Annotated in this window: 13 protein-coding genes; 3 read left to right on the top strand and 10 right to left on the bottom strand. The window is 48.0% G+C overall.

Annotation, left to right across the window (positions count from 1 at the left end):
• The first annotated feature begins 189 nt into the window (after positions 1 to 189).
• On the top strand, positions 190 to 2,976 hold the full coding sequence (locus ACLTL4_RS00270; RefSeq protein ID WP_412290291.1) for a transglycosylase domain-containing protein: 2,787 nt from the start codon (positions 190 to 192) through the stop codon (positions 2,974 to 2,976).
• Positions 2,977 to 3,155: 179 nt separating this feature from the next.
• On the opposite strand, the gene ACLTL4_RS00265 is transcribed toward ACLTL4_RS00270, so the two are convergent.
• The 4 genes from ACLTL4_RS00265 to ftsH all read right to left on the bottom strand — a co-directional run bounded on the left by ACLTL4_RS00265 (position 3,156) and on the right by ftsH (position 9,125).
• Positions 3,156 to 4,088: an ROK family glucokinase gene (locus ACLTL4_RS00265; protein ID WP_412290292.1), complete on the bottom strand. Its 933-nt coding sequence runs from the start codon at positions 4,086 to 4,088 to the stop codon at positions 3,156 to 3,158.
• Complete coding sequence (gene hprK / locus ACLTL4_RS00260) at positions 4,085 to 5,035, bottom strand: HPr(Ser) kinase/phosphatase (protein ID WP_147631930.1); 951 nt, start codon at positions 5,033 to 5,035, stop codon at positions 4,085 to 4,087. The genes ACLTL4_RS00265 and hprK overlap by 4 nt, the downstream gene beginning before the upstream one ends.
• Before the next feature lie 226 nt (positions 5,036 to 5,261).
• Positions 5,262 to 7,118 (bottom strand): excinuclease ABC subunit UvrC, encoded by a 1,857-nt coding sequence (gene uvrC, locus ACLTL4_RS00255; protein ID WP_173897651.1) that lies wholly within the window; start codon positions 7,116 to 7,118, stop codon positions 5,262 to 5,264.
• An 18-nt stretch (positions 7,119 to 7,136) separates the two neighbouring features.
• Entirely contained in the window at positions 7,137 to 9,125 is a 1,989-nt protein-coding gene (ftsH, locus tag ACLTL4_RS00250) for an ATP-dependent zinc metalloprotease FtsH (RefSeq protein ID WP_147631946.1), read from the bottom strand.
• A gap of 249 nt (positions 9,126 to 9,374) precedes the next feature.
• Between ftsH and ACLTL4_RS00245 the strand changes: the two genes are divergently transcribed.
• On the top strand, positions 9,375 to 10,853 hold the full coding sequence (locus tag ACLTL4_RS00245; protein ID WP_412290294.1) for a DUF1846 domain-containing protein: 1,479 nt from the start codon (positions 9,375 to 9,377) through the stop codon (positions 10,851 to 10,853).
• Between the two features lie 145 nt (positions 10,854 to 10,998).
• On the top strand, positions 10,999 to 12,609 hold the full coding sequence (locus ACLTL4_RS00240) for a CTP synthase (protein WP_022119540.1): 1,611 nt from the start codon (positions 10,999 to 11,001) through the stop codon (positions 12,607 to 12,609).
• Between the two features lie 174 nt (positions 12,610 to 12,783).
• Here ACLTL4_RS00240 and ACLTL4_RS00235 read toward each other — a convergent pair whose 3' ends face one another.
• The 6 genes from ACLTL4_RS00235 to ACLTL4_RS00210 form a co-directional block, all read right to left on the bottom strand.
• Positions 12,784 to 14,124 carry a polysaccharide deacetylase family protein gene (locus tag ACLTL4_RS00235; protein WP_412290296.1) on the bottom strand — a complete coding sequence of 447 codons (1,341 nt, stop codon included), beginning with the start codon at positions 14,122 to 14,124 and terminating at the stop codon, positions 12,784 to 12,786.
• A gap of 6 nt (positions 14,125 to 14,130) precedes the next feature.
• Complete coding sequence (locus ACLTL4_RS00230; protein WP_147631926.1) at positions 14,131 to 14,358, bottom strand: HPr family phosphocarrier protein; 228 nt, start codon at positions 14,356 to 14,358, stop codon at positions 14,131 to 14,133.
• Positions 14,359 to 14,470: 112 nt separating this feature from the next.
• Positions 14,471 to 14,947 carry a COG2426 family protein gene (locus ACLTL4_RS00225; RefSeq protein ID WP_022119537.1) on the bottom strand — a complete coding sequence of 159 codons (477 nt, stop codon included), beginning with the start codon at positions 14,945 to 14,947 and terminating at the stop codon, positions 14,471 to 14,473.
• Between the two features lie 198 nt (positions 14,948 to 15,145).
• Positions 15,146 to 17,575 carry a transglutaminase-like domain-containing protein gene (locus ACLTL4_RS00220; RefSeq protein ID WP_412290298.1) on the bottom strand — a complete coding sequence of 810 codons (2,430 nt, stop codon included), beginning with the start codon at positions 17,573 to 17,575 and terminating at the stop codon, positions 15,146 to 15,148.
• Between the two features lie 9 nt (positions 17,576 to 17,584).
• Positions 17,585 to 18,682, bottom strand: a complete 1,098-nt coding sequence (locus ACLTL4_RS00215; RefSeq protein WP_173895253.1) for a DUF58 domain-containing protein — start codon at positions 18,680 to 18,682, stop codon at positions 17,585 to 17,587.
• 9 nt (positions 18,683 to 18,691) lie between these two features.
• Positions 18,692 to 19,621: an AAA family ATPase gene (locus ACLTL4_RS00210; protein WP_412290300.1), complete on the bottom strand. Its 930-nt coding sequence runs from the start codon at positions 19,619 to 19,621 to the stop codon at positions 18,692 to 18,694.
• Positions 19,622 to 19,719 lie beyond the last annotated feature (98 nt).

Below are 19,719 nucleotides of genomic sequence, written 5' to 3'. Positions count from 1 at the left end.
GTAGGATTGTGAAAGTACGCAGTACGGAACAATCCGTATGGCATCATGGGTTCCGCTAAATCATGAGAAAGCAGCCATTTTTCGCTGAAAAATGAGCGAATTTTGAATGATTTTGTAGCACATCCTGCTTTTTAAACGTTATCGTTTTTACATAGCAAAACTTACTGTCTTTTTTCGGAGGTATTTTATATGAATTTTGACAAAAACCACGTTGCCCACAAGAAGAGCATTCCAGCGGGAACCAGGATCTTCAGGCGTATTTCGCTTACGGCTCTGAAGATTTTTCTGGTACTTCTGCTGTTTTGCGTCATCCTTGGCACGGCGGCCGGTGTCGGCATGATCAAAGGGCTGATCGCCAGTGCCCCTAACATCGATTCTCTCTCGGTTGCACCGGCAGAATCGGCCACCTACATCTATAACACCGGCAATAAACCGGTCCAGAAGCTTGCCGAATCAACTTCCAACCGTATTCTTGTGAAGCTGGATCAGATCCCAGAGGATCTGCAGCATGCGATCGTTGCCGTCGAGGATGAGCGTTTTTACAAGCATCACGGCATCGATATCCAGGGTATCGCCCGTGCCGCGGTGATCGGCATCACCAGTGGGGATTTCTCAGAGGGTGCCAGTACGATCACGCAGCAGCTGATCAAGAATAATGTTTTTACGGACTGGGTGACGCAGACGGCTCTTTCTCAGAAGCTGCGTCGTAAGTTCCAGGAGCAGTATCTGGCTCTGCAGCTGGAGAAAAAGATGTCGAAGGACCAGATTTTGCAGGATTATCTGAACACGATCAACTTAGGTGCCAGCTCGTACGGCGTACAGGCTGCTGCCAAACGCTATTTTAATAAAGATGTATCTCAGCTGAATCTCTCGGAATCTACGGTCATTGCCGGCATTACACAGAATCCGACGCTGTACAATCCGATCATCAATCCGGATGAGAATGCAAAGCGACGCAAGATCATTCTTCAGAAAATGGTCGATCAGGGCTATATCAGCGAACAGCAGCAGCAGGATGCCCTTGCGGACGATGTGTATTCCCGTATCCAGAAAACGGCTCAGGAGACGGACGAGGTTTCTATTTACAGTTACTATACGGACGCTCTGATCGAACAGGTTATGGATGACCTTGTGGAAGTCAAGGGATACACCAGACAGCAGGCTTACAAAGCTGTTTACTCCGGCGGTCTGAAGATTTATTCCAATCAGGATGAAGAGATTCAAAAAATCTGCGATGAGGAGTTTGCCAACCCGGAGAATTATCCTTCGGTGACGCTGATCGGTCTCGATTATGCTTTAAGTATCCAGAAATCCGACGGCGAGATTATCAATTACAGCAGTGAAATGCTCCGCAGCTGGTTCCAGAAACAGGACAGCTCTTTTAACATGATGTTTGACGATGAGGAATCTGCAAAAGCTGCCGCAGAGACTTACAAAAACGCCATGGTTGAAAAAGGCGATACTGTGCTTGGCGAGCGTGTTTCTCTTGTTCCGCAGCCACAGGCCTCTGTCGTGATCATCGACAATGAGACCGGATATGTGAAGGCGATCGTCGGCGGACGTGGCGAAAAGGAAGCCAGCCTGACGCTGAACCGTGCCACGGAAACCCGCAGACAGCCTGGTTCGACTTTTAAGATCGTCAGCACATACGCTCCGGCTCTTGATGCCGAGAATATGACGCTTGCTACGGTATTCGACAATGCACCTTACAATTACACAAATGGTGTCCCGGTCAATAACTGGGCAGGTAAAAATGCCTACACCGGACTGACTACGATCCGTCAGGCGATCGCAGGTTCAATTAACGTAGTAGCAGTCAAATGTCTGACCGAGATCACACCGCGGCTTGGTTTTGAGTATGCCGAAGCTCTCGGCATCAGCACACTTTACGATGATGAAAATCTGGACGTACGCCAGCCGCTGGCTCTTGGCGGTATCACGGACGGTGTCGTAAACATCGAGCTGTGCGATGCCTATGCAACGATCGCTAACGGCGGCAAATACAACGAAGCGAAGTTTTATTCCCGTATCGAGGATTCCGAAGGAAAAGTGATCATTGACAACACTCCGGAAGAAAAGACGGTTTTAAAGGACAGCACCGCTTTCCTGCTGACACAGGCGATGATGGATGTTGTAAAAGCCGGCGGAACAGCCTCCGATGTCAGCCTCGGCGAGATGCCGATCGCCGGCAAGACCGGTACGACTTCGGACGACCGTGATATCTGGTTTGCCGCATACAGCCCGTATTATACGTGTACGGTCTGGGGCGGCTATGACAACCACGATACGCTCCCGTCCGGCGATCTTTACCACACGTATCACAAAAAACTGTGGACTGCGATCATGAGCCGCATCCACGAAAATCTTCCGGTCAGACAGTTTGAACAGCCGGACAGTGTAGAAACTGCCTATGTATGTAAGAAATCCGGACTGCTCGCCGTGGATGGTGTCTGCACCGGAGATCCGCGAGGCTCCATGGCTTACACGGAATATTTTGCAAAAGGCACGACACCGACCAAGAGCTGCGATGTGCACACGGCTGTAAAGGTCTGCTCTTCCACCGGACTGCTCCCGACTGCGACCTGTAGCACGACAACGAAAATCTTTGTCAAACGACCGGCCGGAAGCGAGGGCACAACGGAAGATTCCGCTTATGCTCCGCCAAGTGCGACCTGCAAAGGGCACAACATCCTGGATAAGATCACGGATATCCTGAATCCGAAAAAAGATGCGGCAGATATGGATGCCGATGATTCGAAGAAGGATGGTGCGACCACGCCGGGTTCTGATGCAAATTCCGGTTCAACAACTACACCTGACGGCAATTCCGGCTCCGGCGATTCTTCCGGAAGCGGAGGTAGCGGCTCTGGCACAGGTTCCGGCTCCGGCGGCAGCACTTCCGGCGGTGGCTCCGGCGGAGACTCCGGAGGCACCACGGCTCCGGGCGGAGATGACATCCTGGAGATCATTCCATAAAAGCATCTGCTCTGGTGTTCAAAGCATGTGTTGTCTGAATCTTAAAATTTCATTTGGATACAAAAAATTCCATGAGGATATTACTTAAATCAAGTAAATTCTCATGGAATTTTTATTTATCTCAATCGGAGAAGACTCTCACTTCTGCAAGTATTGCGGTGCTGACTGCCGTTGTTTTATTACAGCATCAGTTTTGCTGCACCGTAGATACCGGCATCATTGCCCAGTGTTGCCAGTGCAAATTTTGCATCTTTGCAGGATGGAAATGCATATTTTTTGTAATATTTCTCGATATAATCAAAGAGTATCTTTCCGGCTTTGGAGACGCCGCCGCCGATTACAAATACCTGCGGATCTACCACACCTGCGATGTTTGCACATGCAAGACCGAGGTATCTGCCGAATTCTTCTGCGATTTCCTGTGCAACTGCATCGCCTGCTTTTACGGCATCAAAGACGCTTTTTGCACTGACTTCTCCGTCACGCAGAACGGAAGGGGTATCGCAGGATGCCAGCTTTTTGTTTGCCAGATATACAACACCTGTCGCAGATGCAACCTGTTCCAGACATCCGGTGTTGCCACAGTTGCAAGGTTTGTCAACGCTGTCGGTTACATGGATATGTCCGATCTCACCGCCGGCTCCGTTGCTTCCGGTTACGATCTTGCCATTGATGATGATGCCGCCGCCGACACCGGTTCCAAGTGTCACCATAACAACATTGTGATAGCCGACTGCTCCGCCTTTCCACATTTCGCCGAGTGCTGCCACGTTTGCATCGTTTCCGACGCGTACCGCAAGGCCTGTCTTCTCGGAAAGCTCTTTGGAAAGTGGTACAAATCCCCAGTGCAGATTGACGGCTACCGGAACGTTGCCTTCTTCATCTGCCGGTCCCGGTACACCAACGCCTGCTCCAACGATCTCTTCTTTGTCCAGACCTTTTTCTGCGATCTTGGCATTTATCGTCTCTGCGATGTCTGCGATGATATTTTCGCCGTTGTTTTCGGTTCTTGTCTTAATTTCCCATTTATCCAGGACTTCTCCGTCTACATTAAAAAGTCCGCATTTTACGGTTGTTCCGCCGATATCGATTCCAAAACAATATTTTTTCATTTCTTCTGCTCCTCTTTTTTCTTTGCAAGTGACTTCTGAACACGGTTATAAAGCTCCTGAGCTGCATTGTAACCCATCTTTTTCTGTCTGTGGTTGACAGCAGCAGACTCTACGATCACAGCCAGACTTCGTCCCGGACGGATCGGAATGGAATGGCATACAACGCGGTTGCCGAGGAACTCGGTGTATTCTTCCTGAAGTCCAAGTCTGTCGTATTCTTTGTCCTTGTCCCACTCTTCTAATTTGATAACCAGGTCAATGGTCTGTGTATTTTTCACGCTCTCCACACCAAATAAGGTCTTGGCATCAATGATACCGATACCGCGAAGCTCGATAAAGTGGCGGGTGATATCCGGAGCACTTCCGACCAGGCTCGCATCGCTGACTTTGCGGATCTCTACGACGTCATCGGATACAAGACGATGGCCTCTCTTGATCAGCTCCAGAGCTGCCTCACTCTTACCGATGCCGCTCTCGCCCATGATCAGGACACCTTCGCCGTATACATCTACCAGCACGCCGTGGATAGAGATACAAGGAGCCAGCTCTACATTCAGCCAGCGGATGATCTCCGCCATAAACGGAGATGTATTTTTCTCTGTGGTAAAGACCGGAATACCGTTCTCTGTGGCGATACGCAGGATATCTTCATCCGGATCCGTTTTCGATGTAAAGATAATGCACGGAACCTTATGGGCACAGAACTGCTCATAGGCATGCACTCTCTGATTTCTCGTCATATGCTCCAGATAAGTAAATTCCACATAACCGACAATCTGTACACGCTCGGATGCGAAATGTTCGAAATATCCGGTCAGCTGCAGTGCCGGTCTGTTGATATCCGGTGTGGTCACCACGATCGATGAAATATCAACATCCGGTGTCAGATTCTTCAGTTCCATGCTTTTTGCAATTTTTGTCAATTCTACACTACTGTTACTGTTCATCTGTTTTTGTCCTTTCCTGTCAGTAAAGCGAACATTCACAATCCGCTTCGCTACTTGCTCATGAACGCACACAACATCGTCAAATCCATGCACGTTCCTTCGATTTCATGCTCTCATTCTATCACATCCGCACACATCATACAAGAAACAAAACAGATTCTGTAAAAAATTGTATATTGTTCACATGAAAATTCAAGAATGCCAGAGGCATTCTTGCTGCATACAATCATCCTTGTTCTTCTTTTTTCTTTTCATGGAAGAAAGCGTAGACTTTTCCTGCACTTAAGGCGGTCATTGAAGGCACTGCTGCCAGTTCCTCTTCGCTCGCCTCGCGGATCGCTTCCAGGGAGAGGAAATGACGCATCAGAGCCTTTCTTCTTGCCGGACCGATACCGTCAATGTCATCTAGGATCGAATGTACCTGATCTTTGCTTCGCAGGGAGCGGTGATACTCGATGGCAAAACGGTGGGCTTCATCCTGCACGCGGGTGATCAGTTTAAATCCCTCGCTGTCGCGGTCGATCGGGATCTCTACGTTATTATAATACAGGCCTCTGGTGCGGTGCCGGTCATCTTTTACCATACCGCAGACCGGGATGTTAAGATCTAGCTTTTCCAGAACGCCAAGTGCGATATTGACCTGACCGCGGCCGCCGTCCATCATGATCAGATCCGGCAGTTTTCCGAAACTGTCATACTCTTTTTTCTCAGGGTCACTCTCGTGTGTAAAACGTCTTGTCAGGACTTCTTCCATGCTTGCGTAGTCGTTTGGCCCCTGCACGGTTTTGATACGGAATTTGCGGTAATCACTTCGTTTTGGTTTGCCGCGTTCAAAGACTGCCATGGATCCGACCGACTCGAAACCGCTGATATTGGAAATATCATAGGCTTCCACTCGTACCAGATCTGGCAGATCCAGCCAGCCGGCAATTTCTTTCATCGCCCCGATTGTGCGTCCTTCTTCTCGTTTGATACGATCTTTGTCCTGTCGCAGGACAATCTCTGCATTCTGCGTGGCAAGCTCAACCAATTTTTCCCTGGTACCTTTTTTCGGTACTTTGATGTGCACCTTCTGCCCTTTTCGCTTTCCGAGCCACTCTTCTAAGACAGACTGATCTTCAATCTCACACGGGATCATGATCTCCCTTGGAATAAACGGCGTGCCGGAATAGAACTGCTTCATAAAACTGGAAATCACGATATTCTGCGAATCGTGCGGTGCGATCCGCAGGAAGAAATGGTCTCTGCCGATCAGCCTGCCCTGTCTGATAAAAAATACCTGGGCTACTGCGTCGCTGCCGTCCATTTTCACGGCGATCACATCTTTGTCCTCGCCGTCGCTGCTTGTGATCTTCTGCTTCTGTGCGATCTGGCTGACACTGTTTTTGAGGTCACGCCAGGTCGCTGCCTCCTCGTACTCCATACGCTCCGAGGCATCCAGCATCCGCTTTTCGAGCATTTTCAGGATTGGTCCGTAGTTTCCATTCAGAAAATCCATCGCTCCGTTTAAGGATCTGCGGTACTCTTCCTGACTGATATAGCCCTGACATGGTGCATCACACTGTTTGATGTGATAATTCAGGCAGGGACGCTCTTTTCCGATATCCTGCGGCAGTCTGCGATTACAGGTACGGACTTTGTAGATCTTACGGATCAGCTCGATCGTATCTTTGACTGCCCCGGCACTGGTGTACGGTCCGTAATATTTATTTTTATCCTTTTTCATGCTCCTTGAAAACAAAATCCGAGGATATGCCTCCGATGTCGTTACTTTTATAAATGGATAAGTCTTATCATCCTTGAGCATCGTATTGTACTTCGGGCGGTGTTCCTTGATCAGATTGCACTCCAGAACCAGTGCCTCCAGCTCGGAATCCGTCACGATATATTCAAATCTGGCGATCCTTGTGACCATCTGCTCGATTTTGGCACCTTTATTGCGGCTGGTCTGAAAATACTGCCGCACCCTGTTCTTCAGGCTGATCGCCTTGCCCACATAAATAATGGCATCTCTGTCATCATGCATAATATAAACTCCCGGCTTAGCCGGGAGCTTTTTTAATTCTTCCTGAATATCAAACATCTGCTTTTACATCCTCACTTACTCGGTTGCGGTGTCTGCTGTGTTCTCTTTTGAAAGATTTACTTTTGTGCTGTTTTCTTCGGTCTGTATTTCGCTGTTTTTCTGTGCTTCTTCTGCCTGTACTTTACGCAGGATCTCCATAAATTCCTTTCCGGTGATCGTCTCTTTCTCGATCAGGAAAGCGGCGATGTGATCCAGAATGCTGCGGTTTGCCGTAAGCATGTCTTTTGCTTCCTTATATGCCTTTTTGAGCATGGCAGTAATCTCTTTATCGACCTCGGCCTGTGTCACCTCACTGCAGTCCAGAACCGTCTGATTATCGAGGTACTGGTTTGCCGCACGCTCCAGACCGGTCAGACCGAATTTCTCAGACATACCGTAGCGTGTGATCATTGAGCGGGCAATGGAAGTTGCTTTCTCGATATCATTGGATGCTCCGGTTGTCACCGAACCAAATACGATCTCCTCTGCTGCACGGCCGCCGGTAAATTCTACCAGTCTCGCCCACAGTTCTTCTTTTGTATAGAGGCATTTCTCCTCTTCCGGAATGTTCATGACATATCCGAGTGCTCCGGATGTACGCGGCACGATCGTGATCTTCTGTACTGGCTCTGCATCTTTTTGCAGTGCACTGACCAGTGCGTGTCCGACTTCATGATAGGAAACGATCTCCCGCTCTTTTTTGCTCAGGATCTTGTTTTTCTTTTCTTTTCCCATCTCAACCAGCTCGACTGCTTCCGATAAATCTGCCTGAGATACGGCACTTCTTCCTGCTTTTACAGCAAGGATGGCTGCTTCATTGACCATATTTGCTAGGTCTGATCCGACAGCTCCGGCTGTTGCCAGGGCGATTTCTTTGAAATTGACCGTCTCATCAAGATTAACGTTCTTTGCGTGTACACGCAGAATATCTTCTCTTCCTTTGAGATCCGGGCGGTCTACGATCACTCGGCGGTCAAAACGTCCCGGACGCAGAAGTGCAGAGTCCAGAACTTCCGGACGGTTCGTTGCTGCAAGGATCAGCACACCTTTGGAGGAATCAAAACCATCCATCTCCGCAAGCAGCTGGTTCAGTGTCTGCTCACGCTCGTCGTTTCCGCCGCCATAACGGCTGTCACGGCTCTTACCGATCGCATCGATCTCATCGATAAAAATGATACACGGTGCACTCTTTTTGGCCTCTTCAAACAGGTCTCGCACACGCGATGCACCGACACCGACAAACATTTCTACGAAATCGGAACCGGAAATGGAGAAGAACGGCACGTGTGCCTCTCCTGCGACTGCCTTTGCCAGCAGTGTCTTACCGGTACCCGGAGGGCCGACAAGCAGTGCTCCTTTCGGCAGCTTCGCTCCGATCTTCACGTATTTCTGCGGATCTTCGAGAAATCCTACGACTTCCTGAAGCGATTCTTTTGCTTCATCCTGTCCGGCAACATCCTGGAAGGTCACACCGGTTTCCTTCTCGCCGTAAACTTTTGCCTTGCTCTTGCCGACACCCATGACTCCGCCGCCTGATCCCATACGACGCATGAAAAAGTAGAAAATAAATCCGATCATAACCAGCGGCAGAACATTTGCCACGATATTTAAGATCAGGTAAGAAGAATTGTCCGGTACGGTTTTGGTACACTGTACGCCTGCCTTGAGCAGTCGGTCTGTCAGTGTCGGATCGTCCATGATACCTGTATAACAGGTGATCTTCACACCCGGTATTGGCTGATTTTTCAGGTTGATGTCGATTCGATTGGAACCGATCTCTACAGATTCGACCTCTCCGCGGTCAACCATGTTAATAAACTGATTATAAGTGATCTCACGCTCGGTTGTATCTTTTACCATGCTGGTAACGATATTCGTGGCAAGCATCACAATCAAAGTAATCACCAGAAAAACCAGAATGCTTTTGCCGCCGCCTTGCTTTTTCCCATTGTTCTTATTGCGACCATTGTCCGGCTGTTTTTGTCCACCCGGTCCCTGTGGTCTGCCAGGACCGCCGCCCTGCATCTGATTGTTGTCCATTTTTGTCCTCCTCATATGCAAACTCCAACTTATCCCATTATAAGTACAGTTTCAGAAGAAATCAATATATAGATTGTGAAAAAAAGCTCACAATTATGAATCTTTTCTAAAAAAACGGTAGCCGAACGGGTATGATTTATTGTATACTAGTGCAAGAGTTACTTTGTAACAAGGAAATGCACGCCGGTTCTTGCGTGCATCCGACTTGAATTTTTAGGAAAGGTTCTTAATCATATGAAAAAAGGATTTGACAACGAAAAATATCTTGCTACACAGTCTCGCTGTATCCGCGAGCGTATTGACAAATTCGGAGACAAACTTTATCTGGAATTTGGCGGAAAGTTATTTGATGACTACCACGCTTCCCGTGTACTGCCGGGATTTGAGCCGGATTCCAAGCTTCAGCTTCTGATGCAGCTGTCCGAGCACGCAGAGATCGTCATCGTCATCAGTGCGGTGGATATTGAAAAAAATAAAATCCGCGGCGACCTCGGCATCACTTACGATACCGATGTACTGCGTCTGATCGACTCTTTCGAAGAACGTGGACTTTTTGTCGGAAGTGTCGTTATCACAAAATACTCCGGACAGACCAGTGCAGACCTGTTTAAACAACGTCTGATCAAACTCGGCATCAATGTTTACACCCTCTATATGATTCCGGGTTATCCGAATAATGTTTCTCATATCGTAAGTGATGAGGGATTCGGTAAAAATGACTACATCGAAACTTCCCGCCCTCTGGTCGTGATCACTGCCCCTGGTCCTGGAAGCGGAAAGATGGCTACCTGCTTATCTCAGCTTTATCAGGAGCATCGCAGAGGTATCCGTGCCGGATATGCGAAATTCGAGACTTTCCCGATCTGGAACATTCCGCTGAAACATCCGATCAACCTGGCATATGAAGCAGCAACGGCTGACCTGAACGATGTCAACATGATCGATCCGTTCCATCTGGAAGCTTATGGATTTACCACGGTAAACTACAACCGCGATGTGGAAATCTTCCCGGTTTTAAAAGCAATGTTTGAAAAGATCTACGGCGAAAGCCCTTATCAGTCTCCGACTGACATGGGCGTCAACATGGCCGGGAACTGCATCTGCGATGATGCACTCTGCCAGGAAGCTTCCCGCCAGGAGATCATCCGCCGCTACTTCAACGCACTGAACGGACTTCTGACCGGACGCAATCAGGAAGAGGAAGTTTATAAGATCGAGCTGATCATGAACCAGGCCGGCGTTACTGCAACCGACCGCAAGGTTGTTCCGGCTGCAAGACGTGTCGCAGAACTGACCGGTGCTCCGGCTGCTGCTATAGAACTGCCGGACGGCAGGATCATCACCGGAAAGACTTCTGACCTGCTCGGTGCCGCTTCTGCGGTTCTGTTAAATGCCTTAAAAGAGCTTGCCGGCATTGACCACGAGAAAAATATCATTGCACCGGAATCTCTGGAGCCGATCCAGCGTCTGAAAACTGCTTACCTCGGAAGCCGCAATCCGAGACTGCATACCGATGAGGTCCTGATCGCCCTGTCCATCAGTGCCGCCACTCATGAAGATGCTGCTCTGGCTATGAAACAGCTGCCGAAACTTGCCGAATGCCAGGCACATACTTCTGTTATGCTCTCCCCGGTGGATATCAAAAAGCTGAAACAGCTCGGTATCCAGTTCACGATGGAAGCAAAATATGAGAACAACAAAAACTATCACTAAAATTTCTTTGCACTTTTTTGAAAAATCCAGTATGATTTACTGGATTTTTTTCTTTGCATAGTGTATAATCTTTTCCGTATTTTTTTTAGGAACTTAATATCTAGTCAAAAAAAATGCGTGTTTTGTGCACAGAACGGAGGAAATTATGTCAGTAAAATATGTATTTGTAACAGGAGGTGTTGTTTCCGGACTGGGAAAGGGTATCACAGCCGCATCCCTCGGACGACTTCTGAAAGCACGTGGCTACAAAGTAACGATGCAGAAATTCGATCCTTATATCAATATCGACCCGGGAACGATGAATCCGATCCAGCATGGTGAGGTATTTGTAACCGACGACGGTGCTGAGACAGACCTGGACCTTGGACATTATGAGCGTTTTATCGACGAAAGTCTGACGAAAAATTCCAATGTCACAACCGGTAAGATTTACTGGTCCGTTCTGCAGAAAGAACGCCGCGGAGATTTCGGCGGTGGAACGGTACAGGTCATCCCTCATATCACCAATGAGATCAAGAGCCGTTTCCATCGCGATTTTACATCAGACGAAACCAGCATTGCGATCATTGAAGTTGGCGGTACGGTCGGCGATATCGAAAGTCAGCCGTTCCTGGAATCCATCCGTCAGTTCCAGCACGATGTCGGACATGAAAATGCGATCCTGATCCACGTTACTCTGATCCCTTACCTGCGTGCCTCAGGTGAAATGAAAACCAAGCCGACACAGGCCAGCGTAAAGGAGCTCCAGGGTATGGGAATTCAGCCGGATGTGATCGTGTGCCGTTCCGAGCTGCCGCTTGACAATGGCATCAAGGACAAGATCGCACTGTTCTGTAACGTGCCAAGTGACCATGTTCTGCAGAATCTTGATGTGGAATATCTCTACGAAGCACCGCTTGCCATGGAAAAAGAACATCTGGCACAGGTTGTCTGCGACTGCCTGAAGCTTGACTGCCCGGAGCCGGATCTGGAAGACTGGAAAGCTATGGTAAATGCTCTGCGTCATCCGACAAAAGAAGTAAATATCGCTCTGGTAGGCAAATATATCCAGCTGCACGATGCTTACATCAGTGTTGTGGAGGCCCTGAAACACGGCGGTATCGCACAGCATGCGACTGTAAATATCAAGTGGGTGGATTCCGAACTGCTCAACAACAGTAACGTCGAAGAAGTACTCGGTGATATGGATGGCATCCTGGTACCTGGCGGTTTCGGTGACCGTGGCATCGAAGGCAAGATCACAGCAATCGAATTTGCCCGTATCCGCAAGATCCCATTCCTTGGGCTCTGCCTTGGCATGCAGTTATCGGTTGTTGAATTCGCCCGCCATGTGGTTGGCTACAATGACGCACACAGCATCGAACTGGATCCTAATACTACCCATCCGGTCATTGCACTTCTGCCGGAGCAGGACGGCATCGAGGATATCGGCGGTACCTTAAGACTTGGTTCTTATCCTTGTGTACTGGATAAATCTTCCCTGGCTTATAAGCTTTACGGTGAAGAAACGATTCATGAACGTCATCGTCATCGTTATGAATTTAACAACGATTACCGCAAAGTGCTCACAGAAAACGGCATGATGCTCTCCGGTATTTCTCCGGATGGACGTATCGTGGAAATGGTAGAACTTCCGGATCACCCGTTCTTCATCGGAACACAGGCTCATCCGGAACTGAAGTCCCGCCCGAACCGTCCGCATCCGCTGTTCCGTGGATTCGTAGAAGCCGCTGTCGCAAAACACGAAGCAGAATAGATATGATGCCAGGGATTGTGGGAATGCGACGCACGGAACAATCCGCAGGCATCATAAATCTCACATCACAAAGTAACGAAAAGCTGGGGTATATCTTTCGATTATACTCCAGCTTTATTTCATATCAAGCGGATATTCGCAATCCGCTTTGCTACTTGGATCCGTAAAATCCACTCAGCGGTAAAAGGCATTGTACACGCCTCCGCTGTACATAGCCACACTGCGGTATTTTGCCAGTTCACTGACCGTAACTAACTGATAACCGGATGCGATCAGTTTCGGGATCAGCACTTCTGCTGCATCCACAGACGGGCTGTGGATATCGTGCATCAGGATGATCGAACCGTCTTTCACTTCATTCATAACCACATTTATCGTATTCCTGGCGTTTCTTGTCTTCCAGTCCAGGGTATCAATGCTCCACAGGATCAGCGGTGCTCCCGCATTGATCTGCACATTGCTGTTGTAGGCTCCATACGGCGGACGCACCAGCGTCGCATTGTGGCCGGTGAGTGCACGGATCTGAGCATTTGTGCTTTTGATCTCACTCTGTATGGAACTGCCGTTTAAAGATGAAAGGCTTGCATGATCCCAGGTGTGATTTCCGATCTCGCATCCCTGCTTCGCCATCTGCTGTATCGTATCCGGATAATTTGCGATACTCGTCCCAACCAGGAAGAAAGTCGCTGCTGCCCGGTTGTTCTTCAGACATTTTAACAGACGGTCGGTATAAGGTCCCGGACCATCGTCAAACGTCAGTGCCACCATCTTTCCTTTCGGGTTGATCAGCCGCTCTTTGATCTTTTTGTCCTTATGATAAACACCTTTTTTGTCAAAATAATAAGCTTTGTTGCCAATGTAACGGCTCTTTGTCACTTTGACGCCTTTTTCATCGATATAGTACTTTTTGCCTTTTACTTTGACCCAGCTGCTTACCACTCGCTTTCCTTTTGCATCTACATAGGCATAACCGGTCTTTGTCCTGATCCAGGACGCTTTCTTCATGGAACCGTTTTTGCCGAAATAGTACCAGTGCTTTCTGATCTTCTGCCATCCGGTGACCATCGCTCCCTTTTTGCCAAGATAGTACGTCTTTCCATTGCGATAGCGGAACAGCCCCTGGCGGCGGAAACCATTTTTATCAAAATAATAATATCTGCCTTTTATGTTTGCCCAGGTCTTTGTTGCATAAGTCTTATCCTGTAAAAGAAACCGAACCTTTCCGTGCTGTTTTACCCATTTTCCGGAAAGCTTCGGTGCTTTTTTAACATTTTTCAGAGGAAGTGTCTCACTTTGGCCGGTCGTTTCGGACTGCTGTGTAGTCTCAGGCTGCCTCTGCATCTCGGACTCCTGCGGCGTTTCACTTTGCCGCACGGTCTCAGACTCCTGTACACTTCCTGCCTGATCTGCAATCTCTGCCGCATTTGCTCTCTGTATCCCCCCGGCTCCTGCGGCGAACATGGCTGCTGCCATGCCAAAAGCGACTGCATATCTTTGTATTACTTTTTTTAACATCTGCAATTACTGGATAAAAGCTTTGAACTTTTCGTCAATCAAAGCTTCATCGTTTGTATTTGCACACAGCTCTAATGGTTTTTCCATGTCCAGACTGAAAATGCCCATGATGGATTTTGCATCTACCAGGTATTTGCCCTGTGCCAGATCCACATCAAAATCCATATGTCCGCAGATTCTATTGAACTCCTGAACATTTGCTACATTGCCAAGTACGATATTTCTCTTTACCATAACAATTCTCCTTTCCCGGTATCAGATACCACGCTTTATTGAAAGGAAACTATCTGTTTCCCTTATCTCTTAGCATACCATTATCTGAAAATAAGGTCAACCATAAAAAACCTTACACTGCAAACAATGCACTGACTGCCCCGAGCAGTCCTGCGGATGCAAGTCCCATGATGATGCCGGCGAGCATAACGCCGAGCATGACTGCGATGATACTGGACTTAAAATCCATATCCAAAAAGCTTGCCGCAAGTGTCCCTGTCCATGCTCCGGTTCCTGGAAGCGGAATACCTACGAACAGCAGCAGTGCTACAAACAGGCCTTTTCCTGCGGTCGCCTGAAGTTTCTTTCCGCCTTTTTCACCTTTCTCGATACAGTAGGTGAAGAACTTTCCGATCACCGGTTTGTCGGCTCCCCAGAGCAGTACTTTTCTGGCAAACAGATAAATAAACGGCACCGGAAGCATATTTCCGAGGATTGCTATGATGTAGGACGGCACATACGGCAATCCCTGGGCTATGGCATATGGAATCGCTCCTCGAAGTTCGATCAGCGGAACCATTGATATGAAAAATACAATAATATAAGACATACGTTATCCTTTCCTGTTTCTGTATCATTCAGCAGTCCATTTGGCTGATCATGATACCCCTTTTATGGATGCCGGACGGCACCGATTTCTGGTCACAATATTCGTATGATAAGCTGATTTGCCGGAAATGTCAAGCAATTACCGGCTCTGCTTATCCTTTTGTGCCCCTGTGATCTGCCGGAGATCCTGTCCGGTGTTTCAGGAGAGGACTTTCAGCTGCATCTTCCATTTTTGAAACAGATTCTTTCCATTTAATATCTGTTTTTGGGTACTCATAAGAAATGCCCGGACTTCTTCTGCCTGTTTTTCTTCCATGGCATGGCTGCTGTATGCGGCTTTTTCTGCCAGTCTTGTCACTTTCCGATACTGATCTGCCATCTCGGAGCTATACTTTCTGCTCAATTCTTCGCAGATCTGATATCTGGAGCCTCCCTTTATCCGGACTCCGTCGTACATAAGCCAGCACCTTAGCTGTGCATAACAGCTTCGGATCGCCTGTGAGGCATCTTTCGAATACATCGCCCGATTCTTTTCTTTCCATTTTTTGCGGTATTTTAAAATCTGATAAGCGATCCACAGGATCAGTGCCAGTATCAGCAAAAGGATCACAACGATCAGAATTTTCCGAACCGGCAGCTGTTTTCTGCCTTTCCTGGTTTCCGGCTTTGTCTGCTCTTCATCTTTGATCTGTTCTGCTGTGTCCGTCTGCTCAGAAGCTCCCTGATTTTGTGCTCCCTGCCAGGAAACCGTCTCGAAATCCGGGCGTTCCATCTTATCGAGATACGGCGGCGTCACTTCCATCGGGATCCATCCGATGCCGTCCTGATAGATTTCCACCCATGCATGGGCCTCTTTTCCAGTCACATAGATCGTTCCGTCATCCTGAGCATTTTCTGCCATCTCCGGCGTGACCAGATAACCCTCGACATAGCGTGCCGGGATTCCGAAGCAGCGGTACATCAGAACAGCCGCCGATGCATAATGCACGGAATAGCCTTTCTTCTCCGTCATCAGAAAATCGGTCACAAAATTTCCGGTCTTTGCATCTGTTTTCTGATCTTCTCCGGATGCATCTGTATTCTTCGGATCGATCTCTTCTGTATAAGTGATGTTCTCATTTAAATATCCGGTAATCCTGGTATTTGCCTCTTCATAGGAAATATGAGACGTAACATTTTCGCTGTCTTTCTCATCCGAATCAGAAGCAAGCACTTTTGTAAGCATCTGTTTCAGAGAATCCGGTACCTGCAGATAGTGGTCATATACATATGCATTGTAGCTGTTTTCGCATTTTTTGTATTCTGCAAATGCCTCCGTATCCTGATCCTGATAATATGCGGATGCGATCTGCGGATACTTTCTGATCAGATTGCTGTGTACCGGAAACGAAATCGTCTTTTGCGGCCGGAATCCTTCCGGGATCAGGCGGTCATCTCCAAAACTTCGGACATTTTCCAGCGTATCCGGAAGCGTACTCAGCTCATACGGCACATAAGCATATTTCCGGCTCGCACCAATGGTCGTGACCGTCATATTTCCGGTGTCATCGTCTGCAGGATTTTCCAGCTGATAAAGAGCGGTAAGCTGCTGAAGCCCGGAAACGTTTTCTTTGTGAAGCCAGTAAAACAGATCTTTTTTATCATAAATTTCATCTGCATCCTGTTGTTTCCAGCCGTCTTCTGTGTAAATACTGCCGACAAATCCACGAAGATAGAGAGAATCCGGATGTTCCATGGTCACTTTCAGAGCGGCTTCATCGGTCAGTTTCAGGTTTCCAAGCCCCCGGAACTGTCCTTCCGGCAGGGAATCCACCGTCTTTTTCCCATAACGGATCTGTTCTGCAAATTTCTGTACTTTCTGCGAGAACGGATTGTCTGGCGAAAAACTCGAAGCTTTTCCCCGAAGCATGAAAAATCCGGCTGCCGCCACTGCCGCAAATAACACAAGCAGCATCACATCTGTCTGTAACTGTGCCAGACCTTTTTCTTTTTTCCGAAAGGCAACAAGGCAGAGAAGACCTGCATAGATCAGAAGTACCGGAAAAAGAACAGCTTCTTTCTGCCAGATCAGAAGCAGAACTCCCGGAATAAGGCTGACGAGAATCGTTCCGATGCAGCTTTTGCTGACCCTTAAAAATTCCAGAAGAGCTGCCAGAACCATGCCTGCTGTTACATAAAAAACGGCTGTAACAAATGGCTGCAAAGGTTCGGAAATCGTAAGTGCATAATCCGGCTCAAAGGTTCGCATATTTCTCCCGATTGTCTCAAGCAGCCCGTTTCCGGCGATCAGTGCTCCCTGAAAGATCCAGCCCTTTCGGATCGTAAAGCTGATCAGAAAACAAAGAACTGCCGCTGCCAGAATTTCATGCACGCTTTTCCGTATGAATTTCTTTTCTTTTTGTCCATTTATAAGAACGGCCATCACAAGCAGAATCGCTCCCACACTGCCAGAAAGAGTCATCGCCAGAGATGCCCTGCAAAACTGCATCACCATAAGATACCATCCGACATAAATGCAGAAACAGGCAAGTGCTTCTCCGACATTTTCTTTCTGGTTTTCCGGCTTCTCTGCAACCTGAACGTACAGTTCTGTTTCTTGCTTTTTTTGAATTTTTCTGTGTTTCTTCATGTTTCACTCCTAAATCAGCAGGATACCGACATCTTCTCCTGGCCGTACGGTCTGGAAACTGCACTGCCATGCAAAGAGATCTGCCAGATTTCCCGGATCTTCTGCGGTAAAATAGAGAATATGTCCAAATGGCTGTTCCTGATATTTCTGTGCATATTCCTGCAAGCCTGTGAATGTTTTTTCTTTTCTCTCCAGTGAAAGTAAGCCGTGTATGATCTGGGCAAGGTTATCTGCGGAGTCGATTTCTTCCATACAAAGCTGCTCTTTTTTCTGATCGTACCAGCCGATCTTGTGATGCATCCCTTTCTCCGTCAGATTTTCGGAAACGGAGATCAATTTTTCCATCAGTTCTGCCTGATCTGAAGTTCTGCTATCCCCGGTCAGTTTTGCTGTCTCAAAAAACAGAAGCACTGCATTTTCTACCGGAAGTCCCGGTTCCTTCACATAAAGTTCTCCCAGTTTCTGTGAGATTTTCCAGTGAATCATCTTCGTGCTGTCACCTGGCTGGTATTCCCGGATCCCGAAGGTTTCTCCCGGATCGTCCCCTTTTTTCTGTTCGGAATATTGTATGCTTTCCCAGTCGGTCGTAAAACTGTCCCCGACCTGTACTTCCACCGTTTTCATTTCCGGAAGCACGATCATGGTATCGCTGATGTTAAGCTTCTGCTCGGTCAAAAACAGTCCCAGCATGTCACTGACCAGAAGTTTCTGCACGGATATTCTGATGGCCCCGCAGCAGTTGCTGCAAACACTCCATTTCGTTTCTGTCTTTTCTTTCCCCGCTGCCATACTGTCAAGATGGCAGATTTCTTTCTCTCCGGTCAGCAGATTTTGAAACAGAAGTTCTGCCCTTAAGCGTCCTGCCGGCAGCAGGCTGTGGTTTTCAAAGATCAGTTTCCCGTAAACCTGCTGTTCTTTTTCTGCCATGTCCGGCACTTCAAAATAGCAGGTTACTTTATTTTTCATGGCAATCGAAAGAAAAAAGCAGAAAAAGCAGAGCAGAACGGTTGCCACAGCTGCAATTCCTATGGTGATGCTCGCACTTACCAGATATGCAAGCACCAGAAACAGCATCCAGATGCCGGCAAGGATTCTGGATTTTTTCATGTTCTCCTCCTATCTGATCTCCGGAATGGAAATCTGATGTGTGATCTGCTCCATGATCTCCTCTGCCTGGATACCCGCAACTTTGGCACGCGGATGCAGGATCACGCGGTGTGCACATACCTTTGCAAATACGCGAAGGACATCATCCGGGATCACATAATCACGCCCGTTTATGTAAGCGGATGCTTTTGCCATGTTGTTGAGGGCCAGTGCTCCTCGCGGGCTGACGCCGAGCTGGATCTTGTCGTTCTGTCTGGTCGCTTCTACAAGCAGTGTGATGTATCTGAGGATATCATCTGCCACTTCTACCTCTTTTACTTCCTGCTGAAGCTGCTGTACTTCTTCTCGAGATGAGATCATCTGAAGCAAATCCAGCGGCTGCTCCGTCTGACGATCCCGCAGGATATTGATCTGGCTTTCAAAGTCCGGATAACCCATGGAGAGTTTGACCATAAAACGATCCATCTGAGACTGCGGGAGCATCTGTGTTCCGGCAGAACCGAACGGATTCTGTGTGGCAATCACAGTGAATGGCTTCGGGATTTCATAGGTTTTTCCATCTACCGTGGCATTTCCTTCTTCCATTACTTCAAGCAGGGCTGCCTGTGTCTTGCTGGAAGTACGGTTGATCTCATCTGCCAGAAGCATGTTGCACATGACTACCCCCGGTTTGTACTGAAACTCTCCACTCTGCCTGTCGTACAGGGAGAATCCGACCACATCGGAAGGGGTAACATCCGGCGTAAACTGAATTCGATGATAGTCCACGCCCATGACTTTTGCAAAGCTCAGTGCCAGCGTTGTCTTTCCGACTCCCGGAATATCTTCCAGAAGCACATGGCCTTTCGCCAGGATTGTCATCAGCACCTGTTCGATCACTTCTCTTTTTCCAATGATTACTTTTTCAATCTCGTTTATCATTGCTTCTGTTTTTCTCATATGCCCTCTCTTTCTCATAACTGTCCTGTTATATTTATACTGTTTACTTTCTGCAAAATCCGTTAAAATTTTCTTTCCAACCGTATTTTTGCACACCT

Origin of the sequence: Hominisplanchenecus sp. (genome assembly GCF_046967715.1) — a bacterium.
Lineage (GTDB): Bacteria > Bacillota > Clostridia > Lachnospirales > Lachnospiraceae > Hominisplanchenecus > Hominisplanchenecus faecis.
This window is presented reverse-complemented; position numbering and strand designations above follow the sequence as displayed.

What these genes read in the sequence shown, in the direction of transcription:
- ACLTL4_RS00270 (WP_412290291.1), top strand. Translation starts at nt 190, where the DNA reads ATGAATTTTGACAAAAACCACGTTGCCCACAAGAAGAGCATTCCAGCG.
- ACLTL4_RS00230 (WP_147631926.1), bottom strand. Translation starts at nt 14,358, where the DNA reads ATGGTAAAGAGAAATATCGTACTTGGCAATGTAGCAAATGTTCAGGAG.
- hprK (WP_147631930.1), bottom strand. Translation starts at nt 5,035, where the DNA reads ATGAACAGTAACAGTAGTGTAGAATTGACAAAAATTGCAAAAAGCATG.
- ACLTL4_RS00245 (WP_412290294.1), top strand. Translation starts at nt 9,375, where the DNA reads ATGAAAAAAGGATTTGACAACGAAAAATATCTTGCTACACAGTCTCGC.
- ACLTL4_RS00220 (WP_412290298.1), bottom strand. Translation starts at nt 17,575, where the DNA reads ATGAAGAAACACAGAAAAATTCAAAAAAAGCAAGAAACAGAACTGTAC.
- ACLTL4_RS00265 (WP_412290292.1), bottom strand. Translation starts at nt 4,088, where the DNA reads ATGAAAAAATATTGTTTTGGAATCGATATCGGCGGAACAACCGTAAAA.
- ACLTL4_RS00235 (WP_412290296.1), bottom strand. Translation starts at nt 14,124, where the DNA reads ATGTTAAAAAAAGTAATACAAAGATATGCAGTCGCTTTTGGCATGGCA.
- ACLTL4_RS00240 (WP_022119540.1), top strand. Translation starts at nt 10,999, where the DNA reads ATGTCAGTAAAATATGTATTTGTAACAGGAGGTGTTGTTTCCGGACTG.
- ACLTL4_RS00215 (WP_173895253.1), bottom strand. Translation starts at nt 18,682, where the DNA reads ATGAAAAAATCCAGAATCCTTGCCGGCATCTGGATGCTGTTTCTGGTG.
- ACLTL4_RS00225 (WP_022119537.1), bottom strand. Translation starts at nt 14,947, where the DNA reads ATGTCTTATATTATTGTATTTTTCATATCAATGGTTCCGCTGATCGAA.
- ACLTL4_RS00210 (WP_412290300.1), bottom strand. Translation starts at nt 19,621, where the DNA reads ATGAGAAAAACAGAAGCAATGATAAACGAGATTGAAAAAGTAATCATT.
- uvrC (WP_173897651.1), bottom strand. Translation starts at nt 7,118, where the DNA reads ATGTTTGATATTCAGGAAGAATTAAAAAAGCTCCCGGCTAAGCCGGGA.
- ftsH (WP_147631946.1), bottom strand. Translation starts at nt 9,125, where the DNA reads ATGCAGGGCGGCGGTCCTGGCAGACCACAGGGACCGGGTGGACAAAAA.